General features: G+C 68.4%; 21 protein-coding genes. 6 read left to right on the top strand and 15 right to left on the bottom strand.

Annotated elements, in window-relative coordinates; all coding sequences use genetic code 11:
• Positions 1-8 precede the first annotated feature (8 nt).
• On the top strand, positions 9-734 hold the full coding sequence (locus WS87_RS20165) for a metallophosphoesterase (RefSeq protein ID WP_059818753.1): 726 nt from the start codon (positions 9-11) through the stop codon (positions 732-734).
• Between the two features lie 88 nt (positions 735-822).
• Here WS87_RS20165 and WS87_RS20160 read toward each other — a convergent pair whose 3' ends face one another.
• Together WS87_RS20160 and WS87_RS20155 are read right to left on the bottom strand one after the other, a co-directional pair.
• Positions 823-1,521 carry an RES family NAD+ phosphorylase gene (locus tag WS87_RS20160; RefSeq protein ID WP_059818752.1) on the bottom strand — a complete coding sequence of 233 codons (699 nt, stop codon included), beginning with the start codon at positions 1,519-1,521 and terminating at the stop codon, positions 823-825.
• 2 nt (positions 1,522-1,523) lie between these two features.
• Positions 1,524-1,943: an MbcA/ParS/Xre antitoxin family protein gene (locus tag WS87_RS20155; protein WP_059531557.1), complete on the bottom strand. Its 420-nt coding sequence runs from the start codon at positions 1,941-1,943 to the stop codon at positions 1,524-1,526.
• Between the two features lie 233 nt (positions 1,944-2,176).
• Here WS87_RS20155 and WS87_RS20150 point away from each other — a divergent pair, with 233 nt between their 5' ends.
• Complete coding sequence (locus WS87_RS20150) at positions 2,177-2,959, top strand: ABC transporter substrate-binding protein (protein ID WP_059818751.1); 783 nt, start codon at positions 2,177-2,179, stop codon at positions 2,957-2,959.
• A gap of 978 nt (positions 2,960-3,937) precedes the next feature.
• Here the strand turns inward: WS87_RS20150 and WS87_RS20140 are convergent.
• Together WS87_RS20140 and WS87_RS20135 are read right to left on the bottom strand one after the other, a co-directional pair.
• Positions 3,938-5,410 carry a sigma-54 dependent transcriptional regulator gene (locus tag WS87_RS20140; protein WP_059818750.1) on the bottom strand — a complete coding sequence of 491 codons (1,473 nt, stop codon included), beginning with the start codon at positions 5,408-5,410 and terminating at the stop codon, positions 3,938-3,940.
• A 439-nt stretch (positions 5,411-5,849) separates the two neighbouring features.
• On the bottom strand, positions 5,850-6,767 hold the full coding sequence (locus tag WS87_RS20135; RefSeq protein WP_059699862.1) for a metal-dependent hydrolase: 918 nt from the start codon (positions 6,765-6,767) through the stop codon (positions 5,850-5,852).
• A gap of 583 nt (positions 6,768-7,350) precedes the next feature.
• Between WS87_RS20135 and WS87_RS20130 the strand changes: the two genes are divergently transcribed.
• From WS87_RS20130 to WS87_RS20120, 3 genes are all read left to right on the top strand, one after another.
• Positions 7,351-7,692, top strand: a complete 342-nt coding sequence (locus tag WS87_RS20130) for an FKBP-type peptidyl-prolyl cis-trans isomerase (RefSeq protein WP_059531564.1) — start codon at positions 7,351-7,353, stop codon at positions 7,690-7,692.
• A gap of 26 nt (positions 7,693-7,718) precedes the next feature.
• Complete coding sequence (locus tag WS87_RS20125) at positions 7,719-8,486, top strand: helix-turn-helix transcriptional regulator (RefSeq protein ID WP_059818749.1); 768 nt, start codon at positions 7,719-7,721, stop codon at positions 8,484-8,486.
• 172 nt (positions 8,487-8,658) lie between these two features.
• A complete protein-coding gene (locus WS87_RS20120; RefSeq protein ID WP_059818748.1) occupies positions 8,659-10,116 on the top strand; it encodes an MFS transporter in 1,458 nt (485 codons plus the stop codon).
• 92 nt (positions 10,117-10,208) lie between these two features.
• Here the strand turns inward: WS87_RS20120 and WS87_RS20115 are convergent, their stop codons facing one another.
• Positions 10,209-10,679, bottom strand: a complete 471-nt coding sequence (locus WS87_RS20115) for a winged helix-turn-helix transcriptional regulator (protein ID WP_059819614.1) — start codon at positions 10,677-10,679, stop codon at positions 10,209-10,211.
• 156 nt (positions 10,680-10,835) lie between these two features.
• Between WS87_RS20115 and WS87_RS20110 the strand changes: the two genes are divergently transcribed.
• Positions 10,836-12,068 (top strand): MFS transporter, encoded by a 1,233-nt coding sequence (locus WS87_RS20110; protein WP_059818747.1) that lies wholly within the window; start codon positions 10,836-10,838, stop codon positions 12,066-12,068.
• A gap of 165 nt (positions 12,069-12,233) precedes the next feature.
• Here the strand turns inward: WS87_RS20110 and WS87_RS20105 are convergent, their stop codons facing one another.
• The 10 genes from WS87_RS20105 to WS87_RS20060 form a co-directional block, all read right to left on the bottom strand.
• Positions 12,234-13,400 carry a glycosyltransferase family 4 protein gene (locus WS87_RS20105; protein ID WP_059531574.1) on the bottom strand — a complete coding sequence of 389 codons (1,167 nt, stop codon included), beginning with the start codon at positions 13,398-13,400 and terminating at the stop codon, positions 12,234-12,236.
• Positions 13,400-14,584: a glycosyltransferase family 4 protein gene (locus WS87_RS20100; protein WP_059818746.1), complete on the bottom strand. Its 1,185-nt coding sequence runs from the start codon at positions 14,582-14,584 to the stop codon at positions 13,400-13,402. Before WS87_RS20100 ends, WS87_RS20105 begins: the two co-directional genes overlap by 1 nt.
• Positions 14,581-16,047 (bottom strand): O-antigen ligase family protein, encoded by a 1,467-nt coding sequence (locus WS87_RS20095; protein ID WP_059531583.1) that lies wholly within the window; start codon positions 16,045-16,047, stop codon positions 14,581-14,583. Before WS87_RS20095 ends, WS87_RS20100 begins: the two co-directional genes overlap by 4 nt.
• Positions 16,048-16,057: 10 nt before the next feature.
• Positions 16,058-17,194, bottom strand: a complete 1,137-nt coding sequence (locus tag WS87_RS20090) for a glycosyltransferase family 4 protein (protein WP_059818745.1) — start codon at positions 17,192-17,194, stop codon at positions 16,058-16,060.
• Between the two features lie 127 nt (positions 17,195-17,321).
• Positions 17,322-18,281: a glycosyltransferase family 2 protein gene (locus WS87_RS20085; protein ID WP_059818744.1), complete on the bottom strand. Its 960-nt coding sequence runs from the start codon at positions 18,279-18,281 to the stop codon at positions 17,322-17,324.
• 62 nt (positions 18,282-18,343) lie between these two features.
• Positions 18,344-20,569: a polysaccharide biosynthesis tyrosine autokinase gene (locus WS87_RS20080; RefSeq protein WP_059818743.1), complete on the bottom strand. Its 2,226-nt coding sequence runs from the start codon at positions 20,567-20,569 to the stop codon at positions 18,344-18,346.
• Positions 20,570-20,619: 50 nt separating this feature from the next.
• A complete protein-coding gene (locus WS87_RS20075) occupies positions 20,620-21,798 on the bottom strand; it encodes a polysaccharide biosynthesis/export family protein (RefSeq protein ID WP_059531595.1) in 1,179 nt (392 codons plus the stop codon).
• A complete protein-coding gene (locus WS87_RS20070; protein WP_059531598.1) occupies positions 21,792-22,235 on the bottom strand; it encodes a low molecular weight protein-tyrosine-phosphatase in 444 nt (147 codons plus the stop codon). The genes WS87_RS20075 and WS87_RS20070 overlap by 7 nt, the downstream gene beginning before the upstream one ends.
• A gap of 40 nt (positions 22,236-22,275) precedes the next feature.
• The gene (locus tag WS87_RS20065; protein WP_059818742.1) at positions 22,276-23,691 is read right to left on the bottom strand and encodes a UDP-glucose dehydrogenase family protein; all 1,416 of its coding nucleotides are present in this window, start codon (positions 23,689-23,691) and stop codon (positions 22,276-22,278) included.
• A gap of 71 nt (positions 23,692-23,762) precedes the next feature.
• Positions 23,763-25,136 carry an undecaprenyl-phosphate glucose phosphotransferase gene (locus WS87_RS20060; RefSeq protein WP_059819613.1) on the bottom strand — a complete coding sequence of 458 codons (1,374 nt, stop codon included), beginning with the start codon at positions 25,134-25,136 and terminating at the stop codon, positions 23,763-23,765.
• Positions 25,137-25,212: the final 76 nt, after the last annotated feature.

Genomic DNA, 25,212 nt, shown 5'->3' with positions numbered 1-25,212 from the left:
ATATCGGGATGACTCCCGTCCTCTGCCATCATCCCGCGAACGCGGCCGGCCGCGACTTCGTCGTCGGCGATCTGCACGGTTGCGTGGATGTGCTGCGCGCGCTGCTGCACGACATCGGCTTCGACCCGGCTCGCGACCGGCTGTTTTCGGTCGGCGATCTCGTCGATCGCGGCCCCGCCTCCGAAACCGCGCTCGAGCTGCTCGACCGCCCGTGGTGCCACGTGGTGCGCGGCAATCACGAAGAAGTGCTGAGCCTCGTGTCGCGCGGCAAGCTGTCGCCCGACGCGTGGCGCGGAATCGGCGGCGACTGGGGCGCCGATCTCCCGCCGGAAAGGCTGCACGCGCATGCGGCACGCGTCGACGCGCTGCCGCTCGTGCGCGTGATCGGCGACGGCCCCGCGCGCTTCAACGTGCTGCATGCGGAATTCTTCGGCGCGGACGCTGAACTCGACACGGGCAGCTATTCACCCGACGTGCGCGAGCGGCTGATCTGGGGGCGCGACCTGGTGCAGGGGCTCGCCGACCCGGCCCGGCAGGCCGGCCTGTCGCTGACCTGCACCGGCCACACGCCCGTGCGCGCGCCGCAGCGCATCGGCGCGCAATGGTTCATCGACACCGGCGCGTTCGCACCATCCGGACGCCTGACGATCGTCGAGCCGCGCACGGGCGAGACGTGGTCGCTCACCCAGGCCGACGCGCGCGCACGTCACGCGGGCGACCTGCCGCTGCCTTGAGGTCTTCACGCCGATAACGGACCTGAGGCCCGCGGCGTTCATGGCGTGCCCCACCCGCACGCGTTTGCGTTCGCGAGCACCGCGCGGGCTAACCGACCTGATTCAATTCGAACACCGCGTCGATTGCGGAACCGTTCCAGTTGTATTCGAGGTACGCCGCGTGATGGCAGTCGCGCAGCACCGTCGTGCGGAACGCCGCGAGACACTCGCCGCGCGGGTCGCGCACCGACGGATAGACGATCCCCGCGCCGCCCGCGCTGCGCACTGCACGGCCGAACGCCTGCCCGGCGCTGTAGTCGAGCGGATCGAGCAGCCCCGGGCTGCGCTGCGGCCAAGTGCGCACGTCGGCGACGTCGCCCTGCGCGTACACCGTGTACAGCCGCATCTGCTGGCGCATCGGCGCCTCCTTCGTCGCGGCCAGGAATAGCCCGCTGTGATAGCGCGTCTCGGCGATCGCCGTATCGCGCGACCGCCCGCAGTAGAACACGCCGTAGCTGCCGTCGGAAAAGCGGCTGCCCTGCGGATTCAGGTGCGTGAACGCGGCCATGATCGGCCCCCAGCCCTGGCCGTAGCGGCGCTCGGCCGGCGGCACGAGTTCGAGCGTGCCGACTTCGTTGCGGATGCGGTCGTTGGTCAGCGATTCGAGCGCATAGAGCGCGTCGAAATCCTCGGCGGACGCGACGCGGTCGAACAGGTTGATGGCCGGAAAACGAGTGGGAATCACGCGATAGGCAGGTGCCCAGTCGACGACGGTCGTGGGCCAGTGTTGGACTGCTTCGATCGGCATCGTCACGCCCAGCCACCCCGCATCGCGTCGAGATATTGACGGACGGCAACCAGGTCGCCGACGTTGCCGGCGAGCATGCGGTCGAGCGCGCGCTTGCCGCCGAACGGCGCGGCGTCGTTGGGCCGCTTGACCCAGGTGTCGGCCGCGGCCGGCTGCGGCAGCAGGATCTGCAGCGCCTTGTAGATGCCGAGCAGCAGCGATAGCCGCTCGAGTGTATCGCGCGGCAGGCGCGCCGATTCCGGCGCGGCCTTCCACTTGAAGAACGTCGAGCGGCCGGGCGACCCGAGCAGCACGATCTGTTCGTCGATCGTCAGCTCCCAGTCGCGCGCGATGTTGAAGAATGCGCGCAGGCCGGCCGCCGACATCTGCGCGACCGAGGCCTGCCGCGGGGCGGAATGCGGATCGAAGGCGGGCTGTGACATGATCGTTAGTCTCGAAACGAATTTACTAACAAGATTAGTCCATTTTCGTATTTTTGCAAGGATCGTCCCCCACCGCGTCGGCATTCCGTCCGAAGGATCGATATTTTTTGTCCATTCTGGACTGCGATTTTATTTTCTGCGTTAATGACCGTGCGGACGGCGCAGCGGGACGCGGTGCGTCCCCGCAGCAACCGTGTCGCCCAGAACCGGATAGACCACGCCAAGGAACCACCATGAAGAGACTGATTGCCGCCGTTTCGATCGCCCTGCTCGCGGTATCGGCAGGCCCCGCCGCCGCGAAGGACTGGACCACGCTGCGCTTCGGCACCGATGCCAGCTACGCGCCGTTCGAATCGAAGGCGCCCGACGGCAAGCTCGTCGGCTTCGACATCGACCTCGGCAACGAGATCTGCACGCGGCTGAAGGCGAAGTGCGTGTGGCTCGAGAACGATTTCGACGGAATGATCCCGGCGCTGAAGGCGAAGAAGTTCGACGCGGTGCTGTCGTCGATGTCGATCACGCCGCAGCGCGCGGAACAGATCGGCTTCACGACGAAGATCTACAACCAGCCGACGCGGCTCGTCGTGAAGAAGGGTTCGCCGCTGTTGCCGACGGCCGAATCGCTGAAGGGCAAGTCGATCGGCGTCGAACAGGGCACGACGCAGGAAGCGTATGCGAAGGCCTACTGGGCCAAGCAGGGTGCGAACGTCGTGTCGTATCAGAACCAGGACGGCGTGTATGCCGACCTGACGTCGGGCCGCCTCGACGCCGCGCTGCAGGACGAGGTGCAGGCCGCGATCGGGTTCCTGAAGTCGCCGCGCGGCGCGGGCTACCAGTTCGTCGGGCCCGAACTCGTCGACGAGAAGGTGCTCGGCATCGGCGCCGGCATCGGGCTGCGCAAGGAAGACACCGACCTGAAGGCGAAGATCGATCGCGCGATCCTCGACATGGTCAAGGACGGCACGTACAAGCGGCTCGCGTCGAAGTACTTCGACTTCGACATCTACGGCGGCTGAAGCGGTGCCGCGCGCGCACGGGTGCGATGCCCGTCGCGCGCGGCCTGACCGCCCCTCCCCTGCTCGCCGGACGGCGACGCCTCCCTGACGTTCGCCGTCGCGCCGGTTCGTCGTCCGTATTGCGCATCCGGACGCGGCACGTCATTCGCATTGCAAACGGATCGCCTGCGCTGGCGACCGCAGGCGCTCGACGTCGTCAATAAGCGAAGATCGGGCGCCGGGGGACCGGTGCCCGCGTGCACATCCCCATGCGGATCGGGTTGGCGAGCGAGAAAGCGCCGGCCCGGCGCGGATGACCGGGTATCAGCCGGATCCGCCTCGCACCGGGCGCGGAGAGGTGGCCTGTCGACGCATGCCGGCCGGCAGCAAGATGCGCGGTCGACCGGCGATGGGTCGAATCACTGCGATCGCGGCCTGCCGGCCGCGGCGTGTGGCGATCGTTCGTCATTTTTCTACCCCGTATTCGATCCGTAGCTTGTACCGGCAACCGGACAACGCCGGCGCCCCGACGATCCGTCGACAACGGCCCATGCCGTTCGGAGCAGGGCTGTGCTGCCCGTCCGTCCGGTCATCCCCCGGACTGCGTCCTTGCCGGTCCTCGCATGGTTCGCTGCCGAACCGGCCGGACGCCACGTCGTCGACTTTCGCACCTCAAACTTCGCAAGGAGCGGGCCAGCTTCGTTCCGGGCCGGCCGCGCAAGGCTTTCGTCGGACAAGCCCGCGGCCGGAACGGTCGGGGCAGGCAGGACGTTGCGAAACTGAAACATGGCGGGCGCAGGCGCGCGCGCCCGTGTGACGGCGACGCCTTGTCAGACAAGGCGCGCGGACGATCCGGAAAATTTTCCCGGCGCGGGCGGCACGCCGCCGCGCGCGTTTGCATGGGCGATTCGGGCGGCCGCCGGCAGGAAACGTTTCACGCGCTTTACATGGCGCCGGCCGCCCGCGCACGGGACGACCGCGGACGCTTCCCGCCGCCGTTCAGCCGACTCGCTGATGGTCGGCGTCGTCCGGCGGCGCGCCGTCCTTTCCGCCGTTGTCGCCGTTGTTGTCGTGGTCGTTGAGCCCGTGCTCGATCATCATCCGGTAAAGCGTGACGCGCGAGATGCCGAGTTCGGCGGCGGCCTTGTTGATCCGGTGATCGTTGCGCAGCAACGCGTTTTCGATCGCGGTGCGCTCGGCGAGCGAACGCGCCTGCTCGAGCGTCACGGGCTCCGTTTCGCCCGGGACATCGAGCCCGAGATCGTGCGGCGTCAGGAGCCGGCTCTCGGCCATCACGATCGCGCGGCGCACCCGGTTGATCAGCTCGCGCACGTTGCCGGGCCACTCGTAGCGGCGCATCGCATCGAGCGCGGCCGACGTGAATCCGCTGATCTTGCGGCCGCTGTCGGCCTTGTATTTCTGCAGCACGTAATGCGCGAGGATGTCGATGTCCTTGCCGCGCGCGCGTAGCGGCGGCTCGTGAATGCGCAGCACGCAGAGCCGGTGATAGAGGTCCGCGCGGAAGCGTCCGGCTTCGACCGCGCCATCGAGATCCACGTGCGTCGCCGAGATGATCCGCACGTCGACCGGAATCGATTCTTGGCCGCCGAGCCGCTCGATCTTCCCTTCCTGCAGGAAGCGCAGCAGGCTCGCCTGGCTTTCGACCGGCATGTCGCCGATTTCGTCGAGAAACAGCGTGCCGCCGTTCGCGGATTCGATCCGACCCGCGCGCCGCTGGTTCGCCCCGGTGAATGCGCCGCGCTCGTAGCCGAACAGTTCCGACTGCAGCAGGTGATGCGGAATCGCGCCGCAGTTGATCGCGACGAACGGCCCCTTGCCGCGCGCCGAGCGCTCGTGGATCGCGAGTGCCGTCAGCTCCTTGCCGGTGCCCGACTCGCCGGAGATGAACACGCTCGCGTCCGTTTTCGCGACCTTGCGGATCGTGCTGAACAGCTGCTGCATCGCTTCGCAGTTGCCGATCATCCCGTGCTCGCCGATCGACGCCGCGTACGCCGCGCCGTCGACGCGATCGAGCGCGGCCATCCCGCGCGCGTGGCCGAGCACGTGCGAAATCCATTCGTACGGCAACGGCAGCGTCACGTAATCGAAACAGTAGCTGCGGATCAGCTCGCGCACGGCAACGCCGATTGTGATGCCGGCCTGCGCGACGGAAATCCAGCCGATCGCCGGCTGGCTCAGGCACGCCTTCAGCGCGGGATAGTCGCGCGACGTGAAGCCCGAGAAATCGACGAGCCCGGCGGCGACGTTCACGCCGGACGTCATGTTCTGCGCGGCGCCGGCCGTCTTCGCGACGGAGATGTCCCAGCCGAGCTCGCGCAGTTGCGCCAGCAACGGCTCGTCCGGCGAACGCATGATGACGAACAGCTTGCGTCCGGCCTCGGGAGCGGTAACGGACACGAACGGCATCTCGGACGCCGTCGTCCCGCTTGCGTCGGGTGACCTTGCAACCATCGTTGTTCCCCGCTTGGCGTTGGTATCGTGCGCCGGCTCGCCGCCGCATCCGAAGGACCTCGATCGAACCGACATATTGGCCGCATTTCCGTCCGAATAAAATCCCCCCGGGCAATAATCGCGCGCCGGGCGGATCCTTTCATGAACGGTATAACGGTGCCGCCGATGTGCGGCTAGATGGGTGATATCCCGGTGGCGCGGCGCGTGAGAAACCACGGCCGTACGGGTATCGGGCGCGCGAAGCCGCGCCGGTGCGGGGCGCGCCGGTGCGCCACGCGACGCCGGGCACGAGGAATCGGACCGGCGGCAGGCGCCGGCACGGCCGCGGCGGCCGTACCGGCGCCTGCTCGCGCAACCGTTTTCCGCTTGACGCCAGTCAATCGTCGGAAGAAGTGGGGTTGATGCACGAACGCAACACGTGCCGCGTGGCGCGGCGGCGTCAGCGCCCCGAGGCGAGCGGCGCGAGTGCGTTGGCGCGGCCGCGTCCGGCCGACGCGCCGTCGTGTTCGCCGTAGGCGGCGACGAGCGCGTCGACGCGCGCGAGATGGTGGCGGTTGTCGTGGTCCCACGGATGGAAGCCCGGCCGGAAGAAGCTCAGCCATTCACCCGCGATACGCGGGAACAGCCCGCGACGCGGCCCGTACAGGAATGCCATCATGCGCAGCATGCCGCGCACGCGATGCCTGATGTCGCGATCGCGCGACAGCAGCGTCACGTGCATCAGGAACACGGTCGGCCAGAACGTCAGCGTCGTCACCAGGTACACGCCGACGCGGATCAGGTAGCGGCGCGGGCCCGGTTTCATCACGGCGTTCCACACGTCGTAGGACACGGCCTTGTGCTCGGTTTCCTCGAGCGCATGCCACAGCCACATCTGCCGGTAACCTTCGACCGAGCCGTCGAGGCGCGTCGGGTCGCGCAGGAGCCAGTCCGCCAGCATCGCCGTGTAGTGTTCGGCGGCGACCGTGTGCGCGAGCTGCACCGAATGCGGCAGCGTGCGCTTCACGAAGCCGAGCACCGTCCACACGCGCTTGTCGAGCTTGCGCGCGGGCAGGCGGTTGGCCTGCATCAGCTCGTTGTATTCGACGTGCTCGCGCGTATGCATCGCCTCCTGGCCGATGAAGCCGAGCACCTGCCGCTTGAGCACCGGGTCGTCGATCCGGTCGCGATAATTGCGCACCGAATCCATGAAAAAGCGTTCGCCGGCCGGAAACAGCAGCGACAGCGCATTGAAGAAGTGGGTCACGTGCGGGCCGAGCCCATGCCAGTCCTTCGCGCGTTCGACCGGCAGGTCGAAGCGCAGGTCGCGGCGCACCGGCATCACCTCGGCGGCGGTGGCGGAAGCGGCTGACTTCATGTTCGTCGTTCTCCTGGTTTTCGGGCGGCCCGGCAGCCGTCGCGGCCTTGTCGGCGCGGGCCCGGGCAGCGCATCGCGCAACGCCGAAATCTTGACATCGATAGCTGTAAAGATAGGCGCCGGCCGGCGCCGCGCGCAAGCTACGCGGTAGACGCGCGCTTCCAAACAGGGCACGGTCGGCAGCGCGGAAAAAGCGACGTTCGAGCGGCGTTCGCGCATGCCACGATTCGAACGCGCATGCCGGTAAGGGACCGCCAGCCGGGCGGCGCGCGCACGCGCCGAAATCGGCACGAAAACGCCGCGTGACGGGCGTTTCACGGGATCGCGCGATGGCGCTCGACGTGACGCCGAGCAGCCGGGTGGCGCCGATTCATACGCGCGCCCCGTTCGCGCGGTGCAACCCCGTCGCTCCGGTTCGCGAAAAATTCAAACGCACGTTCCATTGGCGTATCGGGCGGGTTCTGCGAAGACCGCCGCGACCGACCCGCGATCGGCACGCGGACGGGCGCTCGCCGCGTACGGCGGCCCCCTGCCCGCTCGCCTACAATAGCGGTTTTACCCAACCCCCTTTTCAGGAGAAGTCATGTCTGTCACTACGACCGCATCGGGCCTCAAAATCGAAGACCTGACCGAAGGCACCGGCGCGCAGGCGCAAGCCGGCCAGACCGTCAGCGTCCATTACACGGGCTGGCTGACCGACGGTCAGAAATTCGACTCGAGCAAGGACCGCAACGACCCGTTCGCGTTCGTGCTCGGCGGCGGCATGGTCATCAAGGGCTGGGACGAAGGCGTGCAGGGCATGAAGGTCGGCGGCGTGCGTCGCCTGACGATCCCGCCGCAACTCGGCTACGGCCCGCGCGGCGCAGGCGGCGTGATCCCCCCGAACGCGACGCTCGTGTTCGAAGTCGAACTGCTCGCCATCTGACGACGCCACCGGCCGACGTCCTTCCGATGGAACGCATCCCGTCTCCCGCCATCGCGCTGCGCCGTTACGACACGAGCGAAGCATCCGACGTGCACGACTTTCACCAGGTCGTGATCGGCGTCGATGGCGCGATGGTGATGGCGGTGGACGGCGTCGGCCAGCGCATCGACCGGCACGCGGCGTGGCTGATTCCGGCCGGCGCGCGCCACGATTACGCGGGCCTCGGCGACAATCGCCAGCTCGTGCTCGACTTGCCCGCCGCGTCGCTCGCGGTGCCGCGGCGGCTGTTCGACAGCGCGCGTGCCGTGTCGATCGACCCGGCGCTGACGTCGCTCGTCGCGCAGGTCGCGGCAGCGGCCGCGCAACTCGACGGGACGGCCGGCGACACGCGGCGCGCGCATCGCTTCCAGTGGCAGGCCGCCGCGCGTCTGTGCGACGCGCTGCTCGACGATGCCGGCCTCACCGCGCCCGCTGTGGGCCTGGATTTCGCGCGCATCGACCGCTGGCTGCGCGCGCGGCTCGCGGAACCGCTGCGCATCGCCGATCTCGCCGCGCACTGCGGTTACGGGATGCGCCGCTTTCATCAACTGTTCGTCGACGCGTTCGGCGAAACCCCGCATCGCTACCTGCAGCGGCTGCGGCTCGACGCCGCCGTCGTGCTGCTCGCGGACGGCCGCCATCCGCTCGTCGACATCGCCGGCATGGTCGGCTTCGCCGACCAGAGCACCTTCACGCACGCTTTCAAGAAGCGCTTCGGCGTCGCGCCTGGGCGCTGGCGCGGCGAGCGACACTGAGCGCTCACGCACGCCGCTGCGGCCTGCCGGAAAGCCGTGTCACGGCTCGCCGAGCCTCCCGGCCCCCGTTCCCCGTTTACGCACCGGACGGCAAGCCGGTCGCATCGCGACGATATCGACGCTTCACGCCCCCCTGAAACATCACCCGCCCGTCGCACCCTACGATGGGCGCATGAATACGACCGCCACCTCCCCCGCGTTTCCGCCCGTGCTCGCACGCATCGTCGCGGCCGTCAGCATCGGCTTCGTCGTCACACAACTCGACGTGACGATCGTCAACATCGCGCTCGTGCATCTGGCCGGCGATCTGCGTCTGTCGGTGGCCGGCCTGCAGTGGGTCGTCGATGCGTATACGCTCGCATTCGCCGTGCTGATGCTGTCGGGCGGCGCACTTGGCGACCGCTTCGGCACGCGTCGCATGTACATCGCCGGCCTCGTGCTGTTCGCGCTCGCGTCGCTTGCGTGCGGCGCCGCCGTCGCCCCCGCGATGCTGATCGCGGCCCGCGCGCTGCAGGGCGTCGGCGCCGCGGCGATGCTGCCGAATTCGCTCGCGCTGCTCAACGATGCCTGCCGGCATGATCCGCATCTGCGCGCCCGTGCCGTCGGCTGGTGGACGGCCGCGGGCTCGATCTCGATCGCTGCCGGCCCGGTCGTGGGCGGCCTGCTGATCGCCGCATGGGGCTGGCGCGGCATCTTTCTCGTGAACCTGCCGCTGTGCGCGGCGGGGCTGGCGGCCACGTTCGCATGGGTGCCCGCGCACCACATCGGCGTTGCATCGAAGCAACCGACGACGCCCGTGCGTTCCGTGCATGCCCTCGACCTGCGCGGCCAGCTCATCGCGATCGCGATGCTGTCCGCGCTGACCGCCGCCGTGATCGAATGGCAACCGCTCGGCTTCACGCATCCGGTCGTCGCCGGCGGCTTCGCGCTCGCGGCAGTGGCCGGGCTCGCGTTCGTCGCGGTCGAGTCGCGCACCGCGATGCCGATGCTGCCGTTGTCGCTGTTCCGCCGGCGCACGTTCAGCGCGGCTGTCCTGTTCGGAATCTGCGTGAACCTCACGTACTACGGCACCGTGTTCGTCCTTGCGCTGTATCTGCAGCGCGTGCGCGGCGAATCGGCGTGGCAGGCGGGGCTCGCGTTCCTGCCGCTCACGGGCGGCTTCCTGCTGTCGAACCTCGCGAGCGGCCGCGCGGTCGCGCGTCACGGCCCGCGCGCGCCGATGCTCGCGGGCGCGCTGGTTGCCGCGCTCGGCTACGCCGCGCTGCATTTCATCGATGCGTCGACGCCGCTGCCGCTGCTACTCGTGCCGTTCCTGCTGATTCCGACCGGCATGGGCTTCGCGGTGCCGGCGATGACGACGGCCGTGCTCGCGTCGGTCGAGCATGAGCGCGTGGGTATCGCATCAGCGGTGCTGAACACCGCACGACAGGCCGGCGGCGCGATGGGCGTCGCCGCGTTCGGCGCGCTCGCGGGCGGCGGCGGCGCGTGGCAGACCGTCGAGGGCCTTCATGTCGAAACCGGTGTGTCGGTCGGGCTGCTGGTCGCGGCCGCGCTGCTCGCGACGCGGGTCAGGCCGGATGCGTATCGCGGCGCATCCGGTCCGCGTCGTGCGGTGTCGGCAGCCGATTGAACGGAACGGTCGGCCGTCATCGGGCGCGACCAGTGCGTCGGCGCAGCGAAGCGGAAACGACACGCTTCTTGCGTCGCGCGGCGATCGGACACTCACGCGCGCTTCCCGCCCCCCTCGTCGCCCACTTTCCGCACGACCGTCTCCGCCGCCTTCAGCGGCCGGCCGTCGTCGTGCCGGAGCGCGAGCTTGCGGATCGCGCGGCCGGTCTTGCGCTCGACCAGCACCGAATGCGGCTCGCCGCGCTCGAACAGGTTCGCCTCGCCCCACTGCCGCAACATCACGATCACCGGAAACAATCCCTCGCCCTTCTTCGTCAACGCGTATTCCTGATACGCGCTGCCGTCCGACGCGGGCACGACTTCGAATACGCCTGCGTCCACCAGCATCCTGAGCCGGTCCGACAGGATGTTGCTCGCGACGCCGAGGCTCGCACGGAAATCGCCGAACCGGCGCACGCCGTCGAACGCGTCGCGCACGATCAGCAACGCCCAGCGATCGCCGACGATATCGGTCGCCCGTGCCACCGGGCACGGCGAATCCGCAAGACTTTTCTGCCTGGCCATATTGCTCTCCGCTGTCGCGCCGGCGCCTTCGCGGGCCGCCGGCCGTCCGTGCGCGGGCCCGTCGCCCGCCGTCACACAGGTTGCATTTTAAAACCACTTTTCCTACACTCACACTGATTTCAAATTGCAACTACTTGAGCAAGCGTGAGGCCCACCATGGAATCGTCCTGTTCAGGAACGGTCGCGTCGAACGCGGCATCGCGCGCCGCGCGCCCGGTCGCCATCTCACGTGTGCCGACGGCGCTCGTCGCGCTGCTGGCCGTGTGCTGCGCGGCGAGCGTCGCGAACGTGTACTACGCACAGCCGCTGCTCGACTCGATCGCACATGACTTCGGCGTATCGCAGGCGGCGGTCGGCGGCGTCATTACCGCGACGCAGCTCGGCTGCGCGCTCGCGTTGCTGTTCGTCGTGCCGCTCGGCGACCTGCTGAACCGCAAACGCCTGATCGCCGTTCAACTTCTGCTGCTGACGGCGGCATGCATCGGCGTGGCCGCCTCGTCGACGCGCATCGCATTGCTGGCGGGCATGGTCGCGGTCGGGCTGCTCGGCACCGCGATGACGCAAGGGCTGATCGCCTGCTCGGCCGCGCTTGCGGACGCCGGTGAGCGCGGCCGCGTGGTCGGCGCGGCGCAGGGCGGCGTCGTGATCGGCCTGCTCGCCGCGCGCTCGCTTGCCGGTGTGGTCACGGATGTCGCCGGCTGGCGCGCGGTTTATCTGGTGTCGGGCGCGCTCGCGATCGCGATGCTGGTCGCGCTGGCGCGGCTGTTGCCCGATTCCCACGCGCCGCGCGAGCGCATCGGCTACGCGGCGCTGCTCGGTTCGATGGTCACGCTGCTGCGCAACGAGCGCGTGCTGCGTGTGCGCGGGGCAATCGCACTGCTGATGTTCGCGGCGTTCAGCATCTTCTGGAGCGCGCTCGTGCTGCCGCTGAGCGCGCCGCCGTATGCGATGTCGCATACGCAGATCGGCGCATTTGGTCTGGTCGGCGCGCTGGGTGCGGCCGCCGCCGCGCGCGCGGGCCGGCTCGCGGATCGCGGCCTCGGCGAAGCCACGACCGGCGCCGCCCTCGCGCTGCTCGCGCTCTCGTGGCTGCCGCTCGCGTTCGCCGGTACGTCGATCGCGCTGCTGGTTGTCGGCATCGTGCTGCTCGACGTCGGCGGGCAGGCCGTCCACGTCGTGAACCAGAGCCTGATCCTCGGCGCGCGGCCCGATGCGCATGCCCGCCTCGTCGGTTGCTACATGCTGTTCTATTCGGTCGGCAGCGGGCTCGGCGCGATTGCGTCGACGATGATGTATGCGCACGCCGGATGGATCGGCGTCTGCGCGCTCGGCGCGGCGGTCAGCGTGGTTGCATTCGCCGTCTGGGCCGTGACGCTCAGGCGTGCATGACGCGTGGCGACGTGTCGAAGTGTCGAACGCGGAGCGCTGAGCGCGAATCGCGGCGTGCCTCGTATAGAACGAAAAAACTGGCTCGCCCGGTTCGGGCGGCCGGCATGCGGACCGGACGCATGCGCATGCGCCGGCCCGACCGTCGCGGCGGCGTGCCGCGTTCGCTTACCCCGCCGCCTGGATCGCCTCTTCGTACACGCCGGCGACGCGCCGCGCGATCACCGCATTGTCGAAATGGTCGCGCGCGTAGCGCTTGCATGCGGCCTCGTCCGGCAGCGTGATCGCGCCCGACAGCGCGCCGCCGAGCCCTTCCGCGATCGCATCCGCGCCCGTCGACGGCAGCACGAGATCGCTGGACAACCCGGCCACCGCCTCCGGCAGCCCACCGACCGGCGTCACCAGCACCGGCGTGCCGGACGCCAGCGATTCGACCGTGATCAGCCCGAAGCCTTCGAGCGCGACCGTCGGCACCACGCTGACCGTCGCCGCGCGGTACAGCGCCGCGAGATGATTGTCGGGCACGAAGCCGAGCAGCTTCACGTTGTCCTGCAGCCCCGCGTCGTCGATGCGCTGCTGCAGTTCCTCGCCGATCTTGCCCTTGCCGGCGATCAGCAGCAGCACGTCCGGGTGACGGTGCTTGACGAGACCGATCGCGTCGATCAGGTCTTCCAGCCCCATGCGCCGCACGAGGCGGCGCACGGCCAGCACGATCGGCCGGTCCTGCGGCAGTTGCAGCTTGTGCCGCGCCTCGGCCGGCGTGAGCGGCGTATCGAACTGCGCGGTATCGACGCAGCCGGGAATCACGCGCACGCGCGACGGATCGATGCCGTAGCGGTTCGTCAGGATCTGGCCGAACGCCTGCGACAGCACGATCAGGCGCGACGAGCGCGTATAGACGGCCTGTTCGAGATAGCGCTTCGCGCGCTGCCCGAGCGACGCGGCGCCCTCGACCTGGCTTTCGTCGGCCCACGGCCCCTGGAAATGCGACACCTGCGGAATCCCGCGCGTCACGTCGAGGCCCGGAAACGTGTACAGCGCGAAGTGCGACGAAATCACGTCCGGCCGCTCGCTGCGAATCTCGTCGCGCAACGCGCGGCGCGCGGCGAGCATGCGGCGCGCGAGCGGCTGCGACGCGGGTCCGAAACCCTGGATCGCACCGCCCGTGTCGTCGGCGACCTTCGGCGAGCCGGCGACGAGCCCGCGCACCTCGACGCCCGCGCCGGGCAGCGCGCCGACGAGCGAGTAGTACATCCGGTCGAGGCCGCCCGCGCGTTCGGGGAACCAGTGCATGCCGATCTGCAACGATTTGATCGGCCGGGAAGATTGGGACATTACGACTGCTCCTGCGTAACCGCATGCTCGACCCGCTCGAACGCGGACGGCTGCGAGGGTTGGCCGATGCGCCGGTAGAGCGCGACATACTGGGCGCCCATGTGGGCCCAGCCGAAACGGGTCATCAGTTCGCGGGCCGCGTCGCCCATCGCGCGGCAGGTGTCGCGCGACGCCGCGAGCGAGCCGATCGCCTGCGCGAGCGCGGCCGGATCGTCGGGATCCTCCAGCACGATCCCGCAGTCGCGCGTGATGATTTCCGCACCGCCGGCGGTGCGCGCGGTGACGACCGGCAGCCCGGCCGCCATCGCCTCGAGCAGCGACAGGCTCATCGCTTCGTAGCGCGACGGAAACACGTATGCGTCGACCGAGCGCATCAGCGTCGGCATGTTCTTCACGAGACCGAGGAAATGCACGCGCGAATCGATGCCGAGCGCGCGCGCCTCGTCCGGATACGGGCTGCCGGGCAGATAACCGGCCACCGCGAGATGGACGTTCGCCGGCAGCTTCGTCAGCGCCTTCAGCACGGTGCCGAGGTTCTTGCGCGGCGTGCGCAGATCGCCGACGAACAGCAGCAGGAACGCCTCGTCCGGCAGCTTGAACGCCGCTCGATCGGCCTGCGCGCCCGCGAACGCGCTGCCGTCGACGCCGTTGTAGATCACGCTGATCTTGCCGCTGTCGATGCCAAGCCCGGCGATCTCGTCGGCCACCTTCTGCGACACGGCCGTGATCGCGCGCGAACGCCGGTACGCCCAGCGCTCGAGCGCCGTATTCACGCGCGTGTAGACGTACTGGTACGCCGACCACAACCCCTTCGTCAGCCCGAACGGGTAATACGGACTCTTGAACCAGCCGCCGTGCACGAAGTGCGCGGTATTCACGTCGGCCTTGATCCACGAAATGAAACCGTTCACGTGCAGCACGTCGTACTCGCCGCGATGCGCGCGCAGCCACCACGCGCTCTTCAGCGCGAACACCTGCTGCTTGACGAGATTCGACGGCCAGAAGCCGCCGACCTTCACCGGCACCCAGCGCACGCGCGGGTCGGCCAGCAACTCGGGCGCGACATGCGACGCGACCAGCGTGACCTCGTAGCCTTCGGCCAGCGCCGCGCGCGCGATTTCGTAATTGACGCGGCCCTGCCCGTCGTTATGTCGCACGACGTGCGTGACGATCGCGATTCTCAATGGTCGCCTCCCCGTGAACGCGCGGCGGCCAGCAGGCGCTGTGCCTTCTGCCAGTGCGCCGCGGATAGTATTGAAAAAATGGCCGTGAACAGCAGCAGGCCGCCTGTGCCGATCAGCGAGTTCGTGAACACGAGCATCGCGAACACCGACAGGCACAGGCTCAGGCATGCGCCGACGAACTTGTCCTTGCGCAGCTTGAACGCCGCGCGCAGTGTGCGGGCGAGCAGCATCACGACGCCCGACAGGTACAGCAGCGTGCCGGGCCAGCCGAGCACGAACGGCACGTTCATCACGCCGCTGTCGAAGCTGCCGTACTTGCCGAGCTCGCCGCTGTCGCTCGACAGCTTGGTGGACGCGCCGGTCGCGCCCATCCCCTCGCCGGCGACGTCGGTGAACGCCGTTTGCGCGAAGGTCGCGTAGAACTTGTTGCGGTCGTCGTAGCTGCGATCGTCCTTCAGGTTCGTGATCGACTGCAGGCGCGCGCCGAGCCGGTCGGCCACCGGCCCGACGGTCAGCAGCGGCACGCACAGCCCGACCAGCACGACACCGCTGATCAGGATCCGCATCCGCACACGGTTGCTCGACTGCACGAGCTGGATCGCGAGCGCGATCACCCAGCCGCCCCAGGTCGAGCGCACGAGACACAGCGCGAACGACACGAAGCCGGCGGCGCCCGCGAACCAGCGGACCTTCTGCGGCGCCGCGAACACGAACACCAGCGCGCCCATGATCGCGAACGCGAACGGGCCCGACGAGTTCATCGTGCTGAAGACGCGGACACCGTACGGCACCGGCTCGCCCTGCGAACCCATGTCCGAGCCGATCATCCACAGCACGTCCCACTGCGGCATCACGAAGTACTGCACGACCCCGTACACGCCCATCACGAGCATGCCCCACATGAACGTGGACAACAGCACGTCGCGGTACTCGGGATAGTCGCGCGAGTTGACCATGATGTGAAAGCCGATCAGCACCGGGTACACCCAGTTCGCGAGGTCGTAGGTCGCGGCCATCACGCCGCTCGACACGATCCCGACCAGATACGCATACGTGAGCCCGAACAGCATCAGCAGCACGGGAATCCCGCGCCGCTGCGCGAGCACGCGGTAATGCCTGAGCAGCCCGAACCCGGCGATCATCGTCACCGCGAGCGGCGCGACCTGGATCAGGCTCGTCGGCGTGAACGCGCCCTTCGACCAGTCGGCGAGACGCCGCACTTCGGGGCTCAGGAACCACACCCACCACATGAAGCCGACGTAGCGCGCCGGGCTCTTGAAATACAGCCAGATGCCGACCGCGATCGCCAGCACCGGAAACGCGAGCGTCAGCACCTTGCCCTGGTGAATGGCGATCAGCGCGGCGGTAAACGTCCACAGCCCGGCTTGCCCGACCCAGTGCTTCGGTTCGGGCAATCGGCTGCGGCTGCGCGACGGTGCGCGTTCGGCGGCAATCGTACTCATCGATCCGCTCTCACCGCGACGACGGGCGCGAATCCGCGAGCGGCATCGCGAGACCGGCCGCCGCCGGCGTGCGACGCCGGCGCAGCATGTCGCGCGTGATCCGCACGTGCTGTTCGGCGAACGCCTGCGTGGTCAGGTCGCGCTCGCGCAGGCACGCGGCCGCGGCACGCGCGCATTCGAGCGCGGCGACCGGATCGGCCGCGAAGCGATCGGCGGCCTGGCGCATCGCCGCCGCATCGAACGCCGGCACGTAGGCGGCCGTGTCGTGCGGGAAGTAGTCGCTGAGCCCGCCGACGTCGGACACGATCATCGGCTTGCCGACCGCCGCCGCCTCGAGCATCACGGTGATGCCCGATGCGTGGAAGTTCGGCCGCAGCGGCACGACGATCACGTCGGCCCACGCGTACAGCTCGTGCTGCTTCGCGAGGCCCGAGGCCGAGCCGATCTTCACGTTCGGCGCATGCCATTCGCGCGGCACGCGGCGCCGCGTCGCGAGCCGCACGTCGTAGCGCTCGTCGCCGCCGAACGCGGCGAGGAACGTGCGCCAGTCGCGATCTCGGTCGTTGCCGATCGCCGCGATCCGCAGCGGCCGGTTCGGCTGCCACTGCCGCGGCTCTGTCGGCGGGAAGTCCTGCGTGTTCAGCCCGTAGTAGACGAACTCGGCTTCGCGTCCGAGAAAGCGGCGGCACAGCTCGGCGTTGTCGCGGGCGAGCGTCGTCAGCGCGTCGGCGCGCGCGAGCAGCTTGCGGTACAGCCAGCGGCGCGGGCCGCCGAACGTGTTCCACTTGTCGAACAGCCACACGCTCTGCGCGAGCAGCAGCGGACGCTTGCCCTGTGCGCCGGCGAGCTTCAGGATCAGCGCGGCGGCGAGATGCTCCTGCTCGGTGTGCGTCCAGATCACGTCAGTGCCCAACAACGCGGCGCGATTGCGCCACGCATGTACGACGTCGAAGCCGAGCGCCGCCTTCAGCGCACGGCGCGCGAGGCTCGCGACGCGGTTCTCGCGCCGGTCCTGCGAATAGGTCAGCCGGAATTCGTCGGATTCCGCGTGGTGATAGCCGTACAGGCAGCCGATGTTCTCGCCTTTCCGGTAAGTACGCGGATCGGCGCCGTAGAACAGGTGAACGTGAACCTTCGTGGAATTCATGTCAGCCTCCGCCGGGCCGCCCCAAGGAGGCTGACCGTCCCCTCAGGAGACAGCGAACAAAGTGAGCGTTGGGGTCGTACCATTTCAAGCCCTCCGGGGATGGCCGCGCGTCGTGCGCGCAGCCCGTTCAAGACGTCACCGGCGGCATCGCCGCACGATGGGGGGCAAGGTCGGCGCGGCGCGCATCGCGTGCGCCGCGGCGCACCGCGCGCCAATGCTCGCGCACGCGCTCGCGCCGCGCGGTATGCAGCGACAGCAGCACATGTGCGAAGCCCGGATAGACGCGCGTGCCGATCAGCGTCCACCACCACCACGCGATCTCGCGCCGCACCGGCGGCAGATGCTCGCGGAGAATCAGATGCAGGTTGTACGCGCCGTTGCTGATCGCATTGAGCGATGCGGCATCGCGCCGGTCGTCGTCGAAACGCTCGGCCGGAAAATGATCGACCGCGATCGCCGGGTCGTAGACGAGCGTCCAGCCGTCACGCTGCACCTGCATGCTGAAACCCATGTCGTTGTGCACCTGCGCGCCGGCGCCGCGCAGCCGCGTGTCGAAGCGCAGACGTTCGATCGCGGCGCGGCGGTAGCTCATGTTCGCGCCCTTGAGCATGTCGACTTCGCGCGCGCCGCCGACGCCCAGATGATGGTTGCCGATGATCTTGCCCGACAGCGTGAGCTGACCGACGAGCTCGCGCGACTCGTCGAGCACGCGACCCTTCTCGTGCACCCAGTCGCGGCCGCCGACCGCACCGACGCGCGGGTCGGCCAGGAACACGGCCTCGATGCGCGCGAGCCAGTCGGCGCGCGGCGCCGCGTCGTCGTCGGTGATCGCGACGATGTCGCCGTTCGCCGAGTCGAGTCCCTTGTTCAGCGCGGCGACCTGCCCCGGCACGTCGACCGGCACGATCCGCAGCGGCAGCATGCCGCCGACCGACGGGTCGGCGAGGCGCTCGTGCGTGGCATCGTCCTCCGGGCGCGCGACGACGATCACCTCGTCGGGCAGCCGCTGCTGACGCTGCAGCGCCAGCAGGCAGCGCGCGAGGTCGGCGGGACGCCTGTAGGTCGGAACGAGCACGGAAATTTTCATCGAGGGTTCTCCAGTCGGCCGGGCCGGCGCTGCGCACGCCGGCCCGGTTTCGTGCAATGCCGTCAGGCGCTCAGGTATTCGTGGACGGCCGCATAGCCGCGGCCGTAGCCGCGCGCCTTCGGCGGCACGCCGTTGAAGATCCCGCCTTCCAGATCGACGCCCGCGGTACGCAGGCGCTTGATCGCGTCGGCGATCTCGCCTTCGGTATGCATGCCCGAGCGCAGCACCATGAAGGTCGCGCCGGCCATGCGGCCGATGATGGTCGCGTCGGTCACCGCCAGCACCGGCGGCGAGTCGATCAGCACGACGTCGTAGCGCTTGCCGAGGCCTTCGAGGTATTGCGGCAGGCGCGTCGACATCAGCAGCTCCGACGGGTTCGGCGGGCGCGTGCCGGCCGAGATGAAGGACAGGCCCTGCACCGGCGTCTCGCGGATCGCCTCCTCGAGCGGCGACTGATCGCTCAGCAGTTCCGACAGGCCCGGCTGCGCGGTGAGGCCGAAGTAGCGGTCGAGCATGCCGCGACGCATGTCGGCGTCGATCAGCAGCACGCGCTTGCCCGAATGCGCGAGCAGCACCGCGAGGTTGACCGTCAGGAAGCTCTTGCCGATGCCCGGCGTCGGACCGGTCAGCACGACCACGCGATTCTTCGCGTCCATCATCGCGAACTGCATCGCGGTGCGCAGGCTGCGCATGCTTTCGACGCTCAGGTCCTTCGGACGCAGGCTCGCGAGGATCGGCCGCGCGCGGCCGCCGCCCTTCTCGGCCATGGCGTCGAGCTTCACCTGCTCGGTGCTTTGCGGCACCAGCCCGTACAGCGGCAGGTTGAAGGTGCGCTCCACGCGATCCGGATCCTCGATGCCCTGGAACAGGTTGCGGCGCAGGAACACGACGCCGGTACCGAGGATCAGCCCGAGGAACACCGCGGCCGACAGGATCAGCACCTTCTTCGGCTTGACCGGATCGCCCGGGCGCAGCGCGGAATCGACGAGGTGGATGTTGCCGCCCGTGCCGGCCTTCTGCACCGACAGTTCCTGCACGCGGTTCAGCAGCAGCACGTAGATGTCCTCGGCGACCTTCGCGTCACGCTGGAGCTGGACGGCCTTCACTTCGGTCGCCGGCAGGCTGCGGAAGCGGTTGCTGAACTTGTCCTTCTCGCCCTGCAGCTCCGCGAGCTGCTGCTTCGCGGCGATCACCATCGGATGCGAATCGGTGAAGCGCTGCGCGAGCGACGCGAGTTGCAGGCGCTGAGCCGCGATCTGCTGCTCGTACTGCACGCTGCCTTCGAGGTAGACCTTCGCCTCGTCGCTCGCGTTGATCGAGCCGGACGTGCGCTGATACTGCGTCAGCGCGGCTTCCGCGCGCTCGAGATCGGACTTCAGGCGCGGCTCCTCGCCCTTCAGGAAGTCGAGCATCTTGGTCGCTTCGGCCTGCTTCGCGATCACGTGCTGGTTCAGGTACGACTGCGCGAGCGCGTTCGCGATCGCGGCGGTCTGGTCCGGGTCCTTGCCTTCGAGCGAGATCTGCACGACGCCCGTCTGCTTGCCCTGCTCGGACACCTGGATGCCCGACTGGAAACCGGTGATCGCATCGAGATCGTTGTAGCGGACCACGGTGAACTGCGTGCCCGGACGCGCGACCAGCTTCTGCACGAGCAGCGTCACGCCGCCGCCCTGCTCCGATTCGCCGACACGACCCGACAGCAGGCGGCTGCCGTTCGCGTCGACGAGCGTGTAGGTGCCGTTCGGGCCGGCCGTCAGCGTCATCTTCTTGCCTTCGAGCGCGGGCACGACGTTGATCGTGTCGATGTCGGCGACTTCGCCGCCCCAGGCGTACGACCGCAGGCCGAACCACGCGCGCGACGGCTCGCCCGGCGTCGCGACGCGCGCGGACAGGCTGCCGAGCAGCGGAATCGTCTTCGGCACGACCGAGAAGTTCAGCTTGAACTGCTCGACGACCGGCGTGACGACGCCGCGGCTCTTGATGATCTCGATTTCCGCGTCGGTCTGCGCCTGCTGCGGGCCGCTGTTGATCGTCGCCCCCGTCTGCGTCTGCGTGAGCGCCTGCGACGTGTTGTCGTTGCTCTCGACCCGCACGTGCACGTCGGCCTGGTACACCGGTTTCGCGATGTAGCAGTAGAGACCGGCGAGCGCGATGACGGTCACCGCGATGCCGAGCAGCAGCCAGATGTCGTCCATCAACACCTGGAGCAACTGGCCGAGGACGACGTCCTCTTCCTCGGTTTTCGCGGTCAGATCCGCGTAGGCGTGTTTTGCTTGCGTGTTCACCATTCGTTCCCGCTTGAGTGGTGCCGGGGCGGAGGCGCCGCCCCGGCGGGCTATCAGCGCGTGATTTGCCGCATGTAGAAGATCGTCTGGATCGTCGGCAGCACTTGCTGCAGCACACGGTTGAACTGCACCGAGCTGGCCGTGCTGACGTAGACGACGTCGAGCGGCTGGAGCGGGAAGCGGCTCGACAGCATCAGCGCGTCCGGCTGCGTCATGTCGAGACGGAACACTTCCGGCTTCGTCGGGTTGTCACGCATCCCGCGCATCACGTAGATCTTGCGCGGGTTCGCATCGGTGTCGAGGATGCCGCCGCCGGCCGTCAGCGCGTCGGCGATGGTCAGCCTGCCCTTGAGCATCGGCACCGTGACCGGTGTCTTGACCTCGCCCATGATGAACACGCGGCTGTCGCTGCGGTCCGGCACGTTGACGATGTCGCCCTGCTGCAGCATCACGTTCTGCTTCACTTCGCCGCGGTCGAGCACGCCGTTCGCGTCGAGCGTGTACAGCTTGCCGTCGCGCGTCAGGCGCACGCGCTGCAGGTCGGCCTCGGCGGTCGAGCCGCCCGAGCGCGAGATCGCGTCGACCAGCGTCAGCGGCACGTCGCTCATCGCGAGCGGGCCCGGCGTCTTCACCTCGCCCGTCACCTGCACCTTCTGGCTGCGGAACGACAGCACGCGCACGTCGAGCTGCGGATTCTTCACGTAGCGCGCGAGGCGCGTGGCCAGCTCGTCGCGCGTCTGCGCGATCGTCTTGCCCGCCACGTGGATGCGGCCGACGAACGGGAAGAAGATCGTGCCGTCGGCGGCCACGGTCTGGCCGTACGGATCGGCCTGGCCCGGCAGCGACGACGAATACGGCTGCTGCAGCGCGCCCGCGATCGTCTGCGTCGTGTTGCCGCCGCTCGAGAACGACTGGCCCTGCGGCGTCGTCAGCTCGGGGTGGTCCCACACGGTGACGCCGAGAATGTCCTGCGGGCCGATGCGGTAAACGTACTGCGACGGATCGGTGTAGCGGCCCGGCGGCAGCGGGTGTTCGACCTGCTGCTTCTGCAGCTGATCCATCACCAGCTTCGCGTCGATGTAATGAACCGGATAGGTTTCGGTCTGGCCTTGCCGGCCTTCGTCCTTCAGGTTCGACGAGTCGAGATAGTTGCCGGGCGCGGTCGCGCAGGCCGACAGGAATGTCGTCATCGCGACGGCGAGCGCCAGCGGGCGCATGGGACGTTTCAGCATAGTTTTTGCAGCCATCCTTGAACCAGACGTTCGATCAATGAGTAGCTCTCGCGATAGTCGGCCTCGGGGCCGCCATGCGGATCCGCGATCTCGGCGTCCTCCCACTTGCCCAGCAGGTGGACCTTGCCGCGCGCGAACGGATCGACCGATTCGACGGCCTTGATCTGTTCGCGCTCGCTGACGAGAATCAGGTCGGCGTCGCGCACGATCCGGCGCGACAGCCGCCGCGACCGGTGCGTCGTTGCATCGACGCCGCGCTCGGCGAGCAGTTGCCGCATCACCGGATCGATGCCGTCGCCGTCGTTCGCACGCACGCCGGCGGAGTGGAACGTCACGCGCGGGCCGCCACGCGACGCCGCGTGCGACTTGAACAGCAGTTCCGCCGCCGGACTGCGGCAGACGTTCGCGTGACAGACGATCAGGATGTTCCGGAACATGGCGTCTCGATTCGGGTTACGGGTAACGGCGACGCGCGGATTACGCGTTGGCGCGCGCGGCGCCCGGCACGCGGGCGGCGACGGCCTGGCGCGAGCCGGGGCGGCCGATCGGGTGGTATTCGATGCCCTGCTCGCTCATCGTCTCCGGCTCGTACAGGTTGCGGCCGTCGAAGATCACCGGCGATTTCCATTGACGGCCGAGCGCGACGAAATCCGGGCTCTTGAACGCCTTCCATTCGGTGACGATCACGAGCGCGTCGGCATCGCGCGCGGCCTGGGCTTCGTCGTCGACGAAGGTGAGGCGCTCGAGCCAGCTCGGGTGATCCGCGAGATCGAGCGCGAGCACGCGGCGCGCTTCCTGCTGCGCGACCGGGTCGTACGCCGCGATGCGCGCGCCGCGCGACAGCAGCTCGGCGATCAGCTCGCGGCTCGGCGCCTCGCGCATGTCGTCGGTGTTCGGCTTGAACGCGAGACCCCAGATCGCGAACGTGCGGCCCGTCAGGTCCTCGCCGAAACGCGCGACGATCTTGTCGGCGAGCACGCGCTTTTGCGTCGCGTTGACCGACGACACGGCCTTCAGGATCTGCAGCGACTGGCCGTGCTCGTCGGCGGTGCGGATCAGCGCCTCGACGTCCTTCGGGAAGCACGAGCCGCCGTAGCCGCAGCCCGCATACAGGAAGTGATAGCCGATGCGCGGATCGGAACCGATCCCGCGGCGCACGGCCTCGATGTCGGCGCCGAAGCGGTCGGCCAGGTTCGCGAGCTCGTTCATGAACGAGATGCGCGTCGCGAGCATCGCGTTCGCCGCGTATTTCGTGAATTCGGCCGAGCGCACGTCCATGTACAGCGTGCGTTCGTGGTTGCGGTTGAACGGCGCGTAGAGCTTCTTCATCAGCTCGCGCGCGCGCTCGCCCGGCACGTCGTCGTCGCAGCCGATCACGATGCGGTCCGGCCGCGTGAAATCGTCGACCGCCGCGCCCTCCTTCAGGAATTCCGGATTCGACACGACCGAGAACATCGGGGCGTCGCCGCCGCGCTTCGAGAGTTCCTCGGCCACCGCCGCGCGCACGCGCTCGGCCGTGCCGACCGGCACCGTCGACTTGTCGACGATCACCTTGAAGCCCTTCATGGTGCGGCCAATGTTGCGCGCCGCCGCGAGCACGTATTGCAGGTCGGCCGAACCGTCCTCGTCGGGCGGCGTGCCGACCGCGATGAACTGCACGTCGCCGTGCGCGACCGCGGCCTCGATGTCGGTCGAGAAGCGCAGGCGGCCGGCCGCGCGGTTGCGCGCGATGACTTCCTTGAGGCCCGGCTCGTGGATCGGCACGCCGCCGTTGTTCAGGACGTCGATCTTCGCCTGATCGACGTCGAGACAGAACACGTCGTGCCCGATGTCGGCGAGACAGGCGCCGGTGACAAGACCTACGTAACCGCTGCCGATGATAGTCAGATTCATGATGTGTCGGACCTCGTGACCAATGATTCGAAATTCGTGAAACCGGAGTGTCTGCGCGGGATGAAACCGCGTCAGTACGCGTTGCTGCCGGTGAAGCCTTTCCAGAGCGTCAGCACGACGATCTTGATGTCGAGCCAGAACGACCAGTTCTGCATGTAGTACAGATCGAGCTTCACGCGTCCCATCATCTTCTCGATCTGGTCGGTCTCGCCGCGAAAGCCGTTGATCTGCGCCCAGCCGGTGATGCCCGGCTTGATCCGGTAGCGGAACATGTAGCCCTTCACCAGATCCTTGTAGATGTCGTCGTGCGCGAGCGCATGCGGCCGCGGGCCGACGACCGACATCTCGCCCTTCAGCACGTTGATGAACTGCGGCAGTTCGTCGAGGCTCGTGCGGCGCAGGAAGCGGCCGACCGGCGTCACGCGCGTGTCGTTCTTGGTCGCCTGCGTGACCTGCCCCGCGACTTCCTGATGCACCTTCATCGAGCGGAACTTGTAGATCTCGAACTCGTGGCCGTCGATGCCCTTGCGCTTCTGGCGGAAGAACACCGGCCCGCGCGACGTGAGCTTGATCAGGCACGCGATCAGCACCATCGCCGGCGCGAGCGCCGTGAGCGCCGCCAGCGCGAACAGCCGGTCGAACACGAACTTCGGCAGGATCCGCACGTCGGTGATCGGCGACGCCGCGAGGTTGATCGCCGGCACGCCGAGCACCTCGACCACTTCCTGGTTGAAGAACGACAGCGTGCGCACGTCCGGAATGAAACGGATATTCACGAAGTCGTGGCGGAACACCGTCACGATCTGGTGAATCCGGCGCTCCTCCGTGATCGGCAGCGTGAGCCACAGCTCGCTGATCGCGCGGCTGCGCACCAGCCACACCAGCGATTCGAACTGCCGCTCGATGCGCACGTCGTCGAGCGCGACTTCGCCCGGCACTTCGCTTTCGTCGTACACGCACACCGGGTTGAAGCCCGCTTCCGGACGCGCCCGCATCTGTGCGATCAGCCGCCGCGCCGCCGGCGTGCCGCCGACGATCGCCACCGCCTTCAGGTTGTAGCCGCCGCGGCGCAGTTGCCGGAGCACCACGTGCACGCAAGCCTTGGAGCCGGCAAGCAGCGCCATCGTCACGAGCGCCCAGTAGCCGAGCCACAGTCGCGACAGGTCGCCCGACTGGTGGAAGCTGAAGCTCATCAGGATGCCCGCGAGCTCGACCACCAGCCACGCGAACGCGACGCGCCCCACCAGCCCGACGAGGCGCTTGCCGCGCCACGACTGGTAAATGCCGATGGCCGGAAAGAACACGACGACCAGCAGGCAGTCGAACAGCACCGTCGTGCGCTGCAGGTCGTTGAGCCAGATGCTGCCGCCGTGCAGCGCGGCGGCGATCAATGCCCCCAACACGACCATCGCAATATCGATGACTCTCGCCAGCACGCTCAACATGTCCGCTTCCTCTTTGAACAGGCGTTTGCCGAACAGCTCCTCGTGCAGCCCGTGCCGCACCTTCGATTCAAACGTT

This window comes from Burkholderia sp. MSMB0856 (assembly GCF_001524645.2).
GTDB lineage: Bacteria > Pseudomonadota > Gammaproteobacteria > Burkholderiales > Burkholderiaceae > Burkholderia > Burkholderia diffusa.
This window is presented reverse-complemented; position numbering and strand designations above follow the sequence as displayed.

What these genes read in the sequence shown, in the direction of transcription:
- WS87_RS20120 (WP_059818748.1), top strand. Translation starts at nt 8,659, where the DNA reads ATGAATACGACCGCCACCTCCCCCGCGTTTCCGCCCGTGCTCGCACGC.
- WS87_RS20125 (WP_059818749.1), top strand. Translation starts at nt 7,719, where the DNA reads ATGGAACGCATCCCGTCTCCCGCCATCGCGCTGCGCCGTTACGACACG.
- WS87_RS20090 (WP_059818745.1), bottom strand. Translation starts at nt 17,194, where the DNA reads ATGAATTCCACGAAGGTTCACGTTCACCTGTTCTACGGCGCCGATCCG.
- WS87_RS20065 (WP_059818742.1), bottom strand. Translation starts at nt 23,691, where the DNA reads ATGAATCTGACTATCATCGGCAGCGGTTACGTAGGTCTTGTCACCGGC.
- WS87_RS20095 (WP_059531583.1), bottom strand. Translation starts at nt 16,047, where the DNA reads ATGAGTACGATTGCCGCCGAACGCGCACCGTCGCGCAGCCGCAGCCGA.
- WS87_RS20080 (WP_059818743.1), bottom strand. Translation starts at nt 20,569, where the DNA reads ATGGTGAACACGCAAGCAAAACACGCCTACGCGGATCTGACCGCGAAA.
- WS87_RS20105 (WP_059531574.1), bottom strand. Translation starts at nt 13,400, where the DNA reads ATGTCCCAATCTTCCCGGCCGATCAAATCGTTGCAGATCGGCATGCAC.
- WS87_RS20140 (WP_059818750.1), bottom strand. Translation starts at nt 5,410, where the DNA reads ATGGTTGCAAGGTCACCCGACGCAAGCGGGACGACGGCGTCCGAGATG.
- WS87_RS20130 (WP_059531564.1), top strand. Translation starts at nt 7,351, where the DNA reads ATGTCTGTCACTACGACCGCATCGGGCCTCAAAATCGAAGACCTGACC.
- WS87_RS20165 (WP_059818753.1), top strand. Translation starts at nt 9, where the DNA reads ATGACTCCCGTCCTCTGCCATCATCCCGCGAACGCGGCCGGCCGCGAC.
- WS87_RS20075 (WP_059531595.1), bottom strand. Translation starts at nt 21,798, where the DNA reads ATGCTGAAACGTCCCATGCGCCCGCTGGCGCTCGCCGTCGCGATGACG.
- WS87_RS20135 (WP_059699862.1), bottom strand. Translation starts at nt 6,767, where the DNA reads ATGAAGTCAGCCGCTTCCGCCACCGCCGCCGAGGTGATGCCGGTGCGC.
- WS87_RS20070 (WP_059531598.1), bottom strand. Translation starts at nt 22,235, where the DNA reads ATGTTCCGGAACATCCTGATCGTCTGTCACGCGAACGTCTGCCGCAGT.
- WS87_RS20150 (WP_059818751.1), top strand. Translation starts at nt 2,177, where the DNA reads ATGAAGAGACTGATTGCCGCCGTTTCGATCGCCCTGCTCGCGGTATCG.
- WS87_RS20160 (WP_059818752.1), bottom strand. Translation starts at nt 1,521, where the DNA reads ATGCCGATCGAAGCAGTCCAACACTGGCCCACGACCGTCGTCGACTGG.
- WS87_RS20085 (WP_059818744.1), bottom strand. Translation starts at nt 18,281, where the DNA reads ATGAAAATTTCCGTGCTCGTTCCGACCTACAGGCGTCCCGCCGACCTC.
- WS87_RS20060 (WP_059819613.1), bottom strand. Translation starts at nt 25,136, where the DNA reads ATGTTGAGCGTGCTGGCGAGAGTCATCGATATTGCGATGGTCGTGTTG.
- WS87_RS20110 (WP_059818747.1), top strand. Translation starts at nt 10,836, where the DNA reads ATGGAATCGTCCTGTTCAGGAACGGTCGCGTCGAACGCGGCATCGCGC.
- WS87_RS20155 (WP_059531557.1), bottom strand. Translation starts at nt 1,943, where the DNA reads ATGTCACAGCCCGCCTTCGATCCGCATTCCGCCCCGCGGCAGGCCTCG.
- WS87_RS20115 (WP_059819614.1), bottom strand. Translation starts at nt 10,679, where the DNA reads ATGGCCAGGCAGAAAAGTCTTGCGGATTCGCCGTGCCCGGTGGCACGG.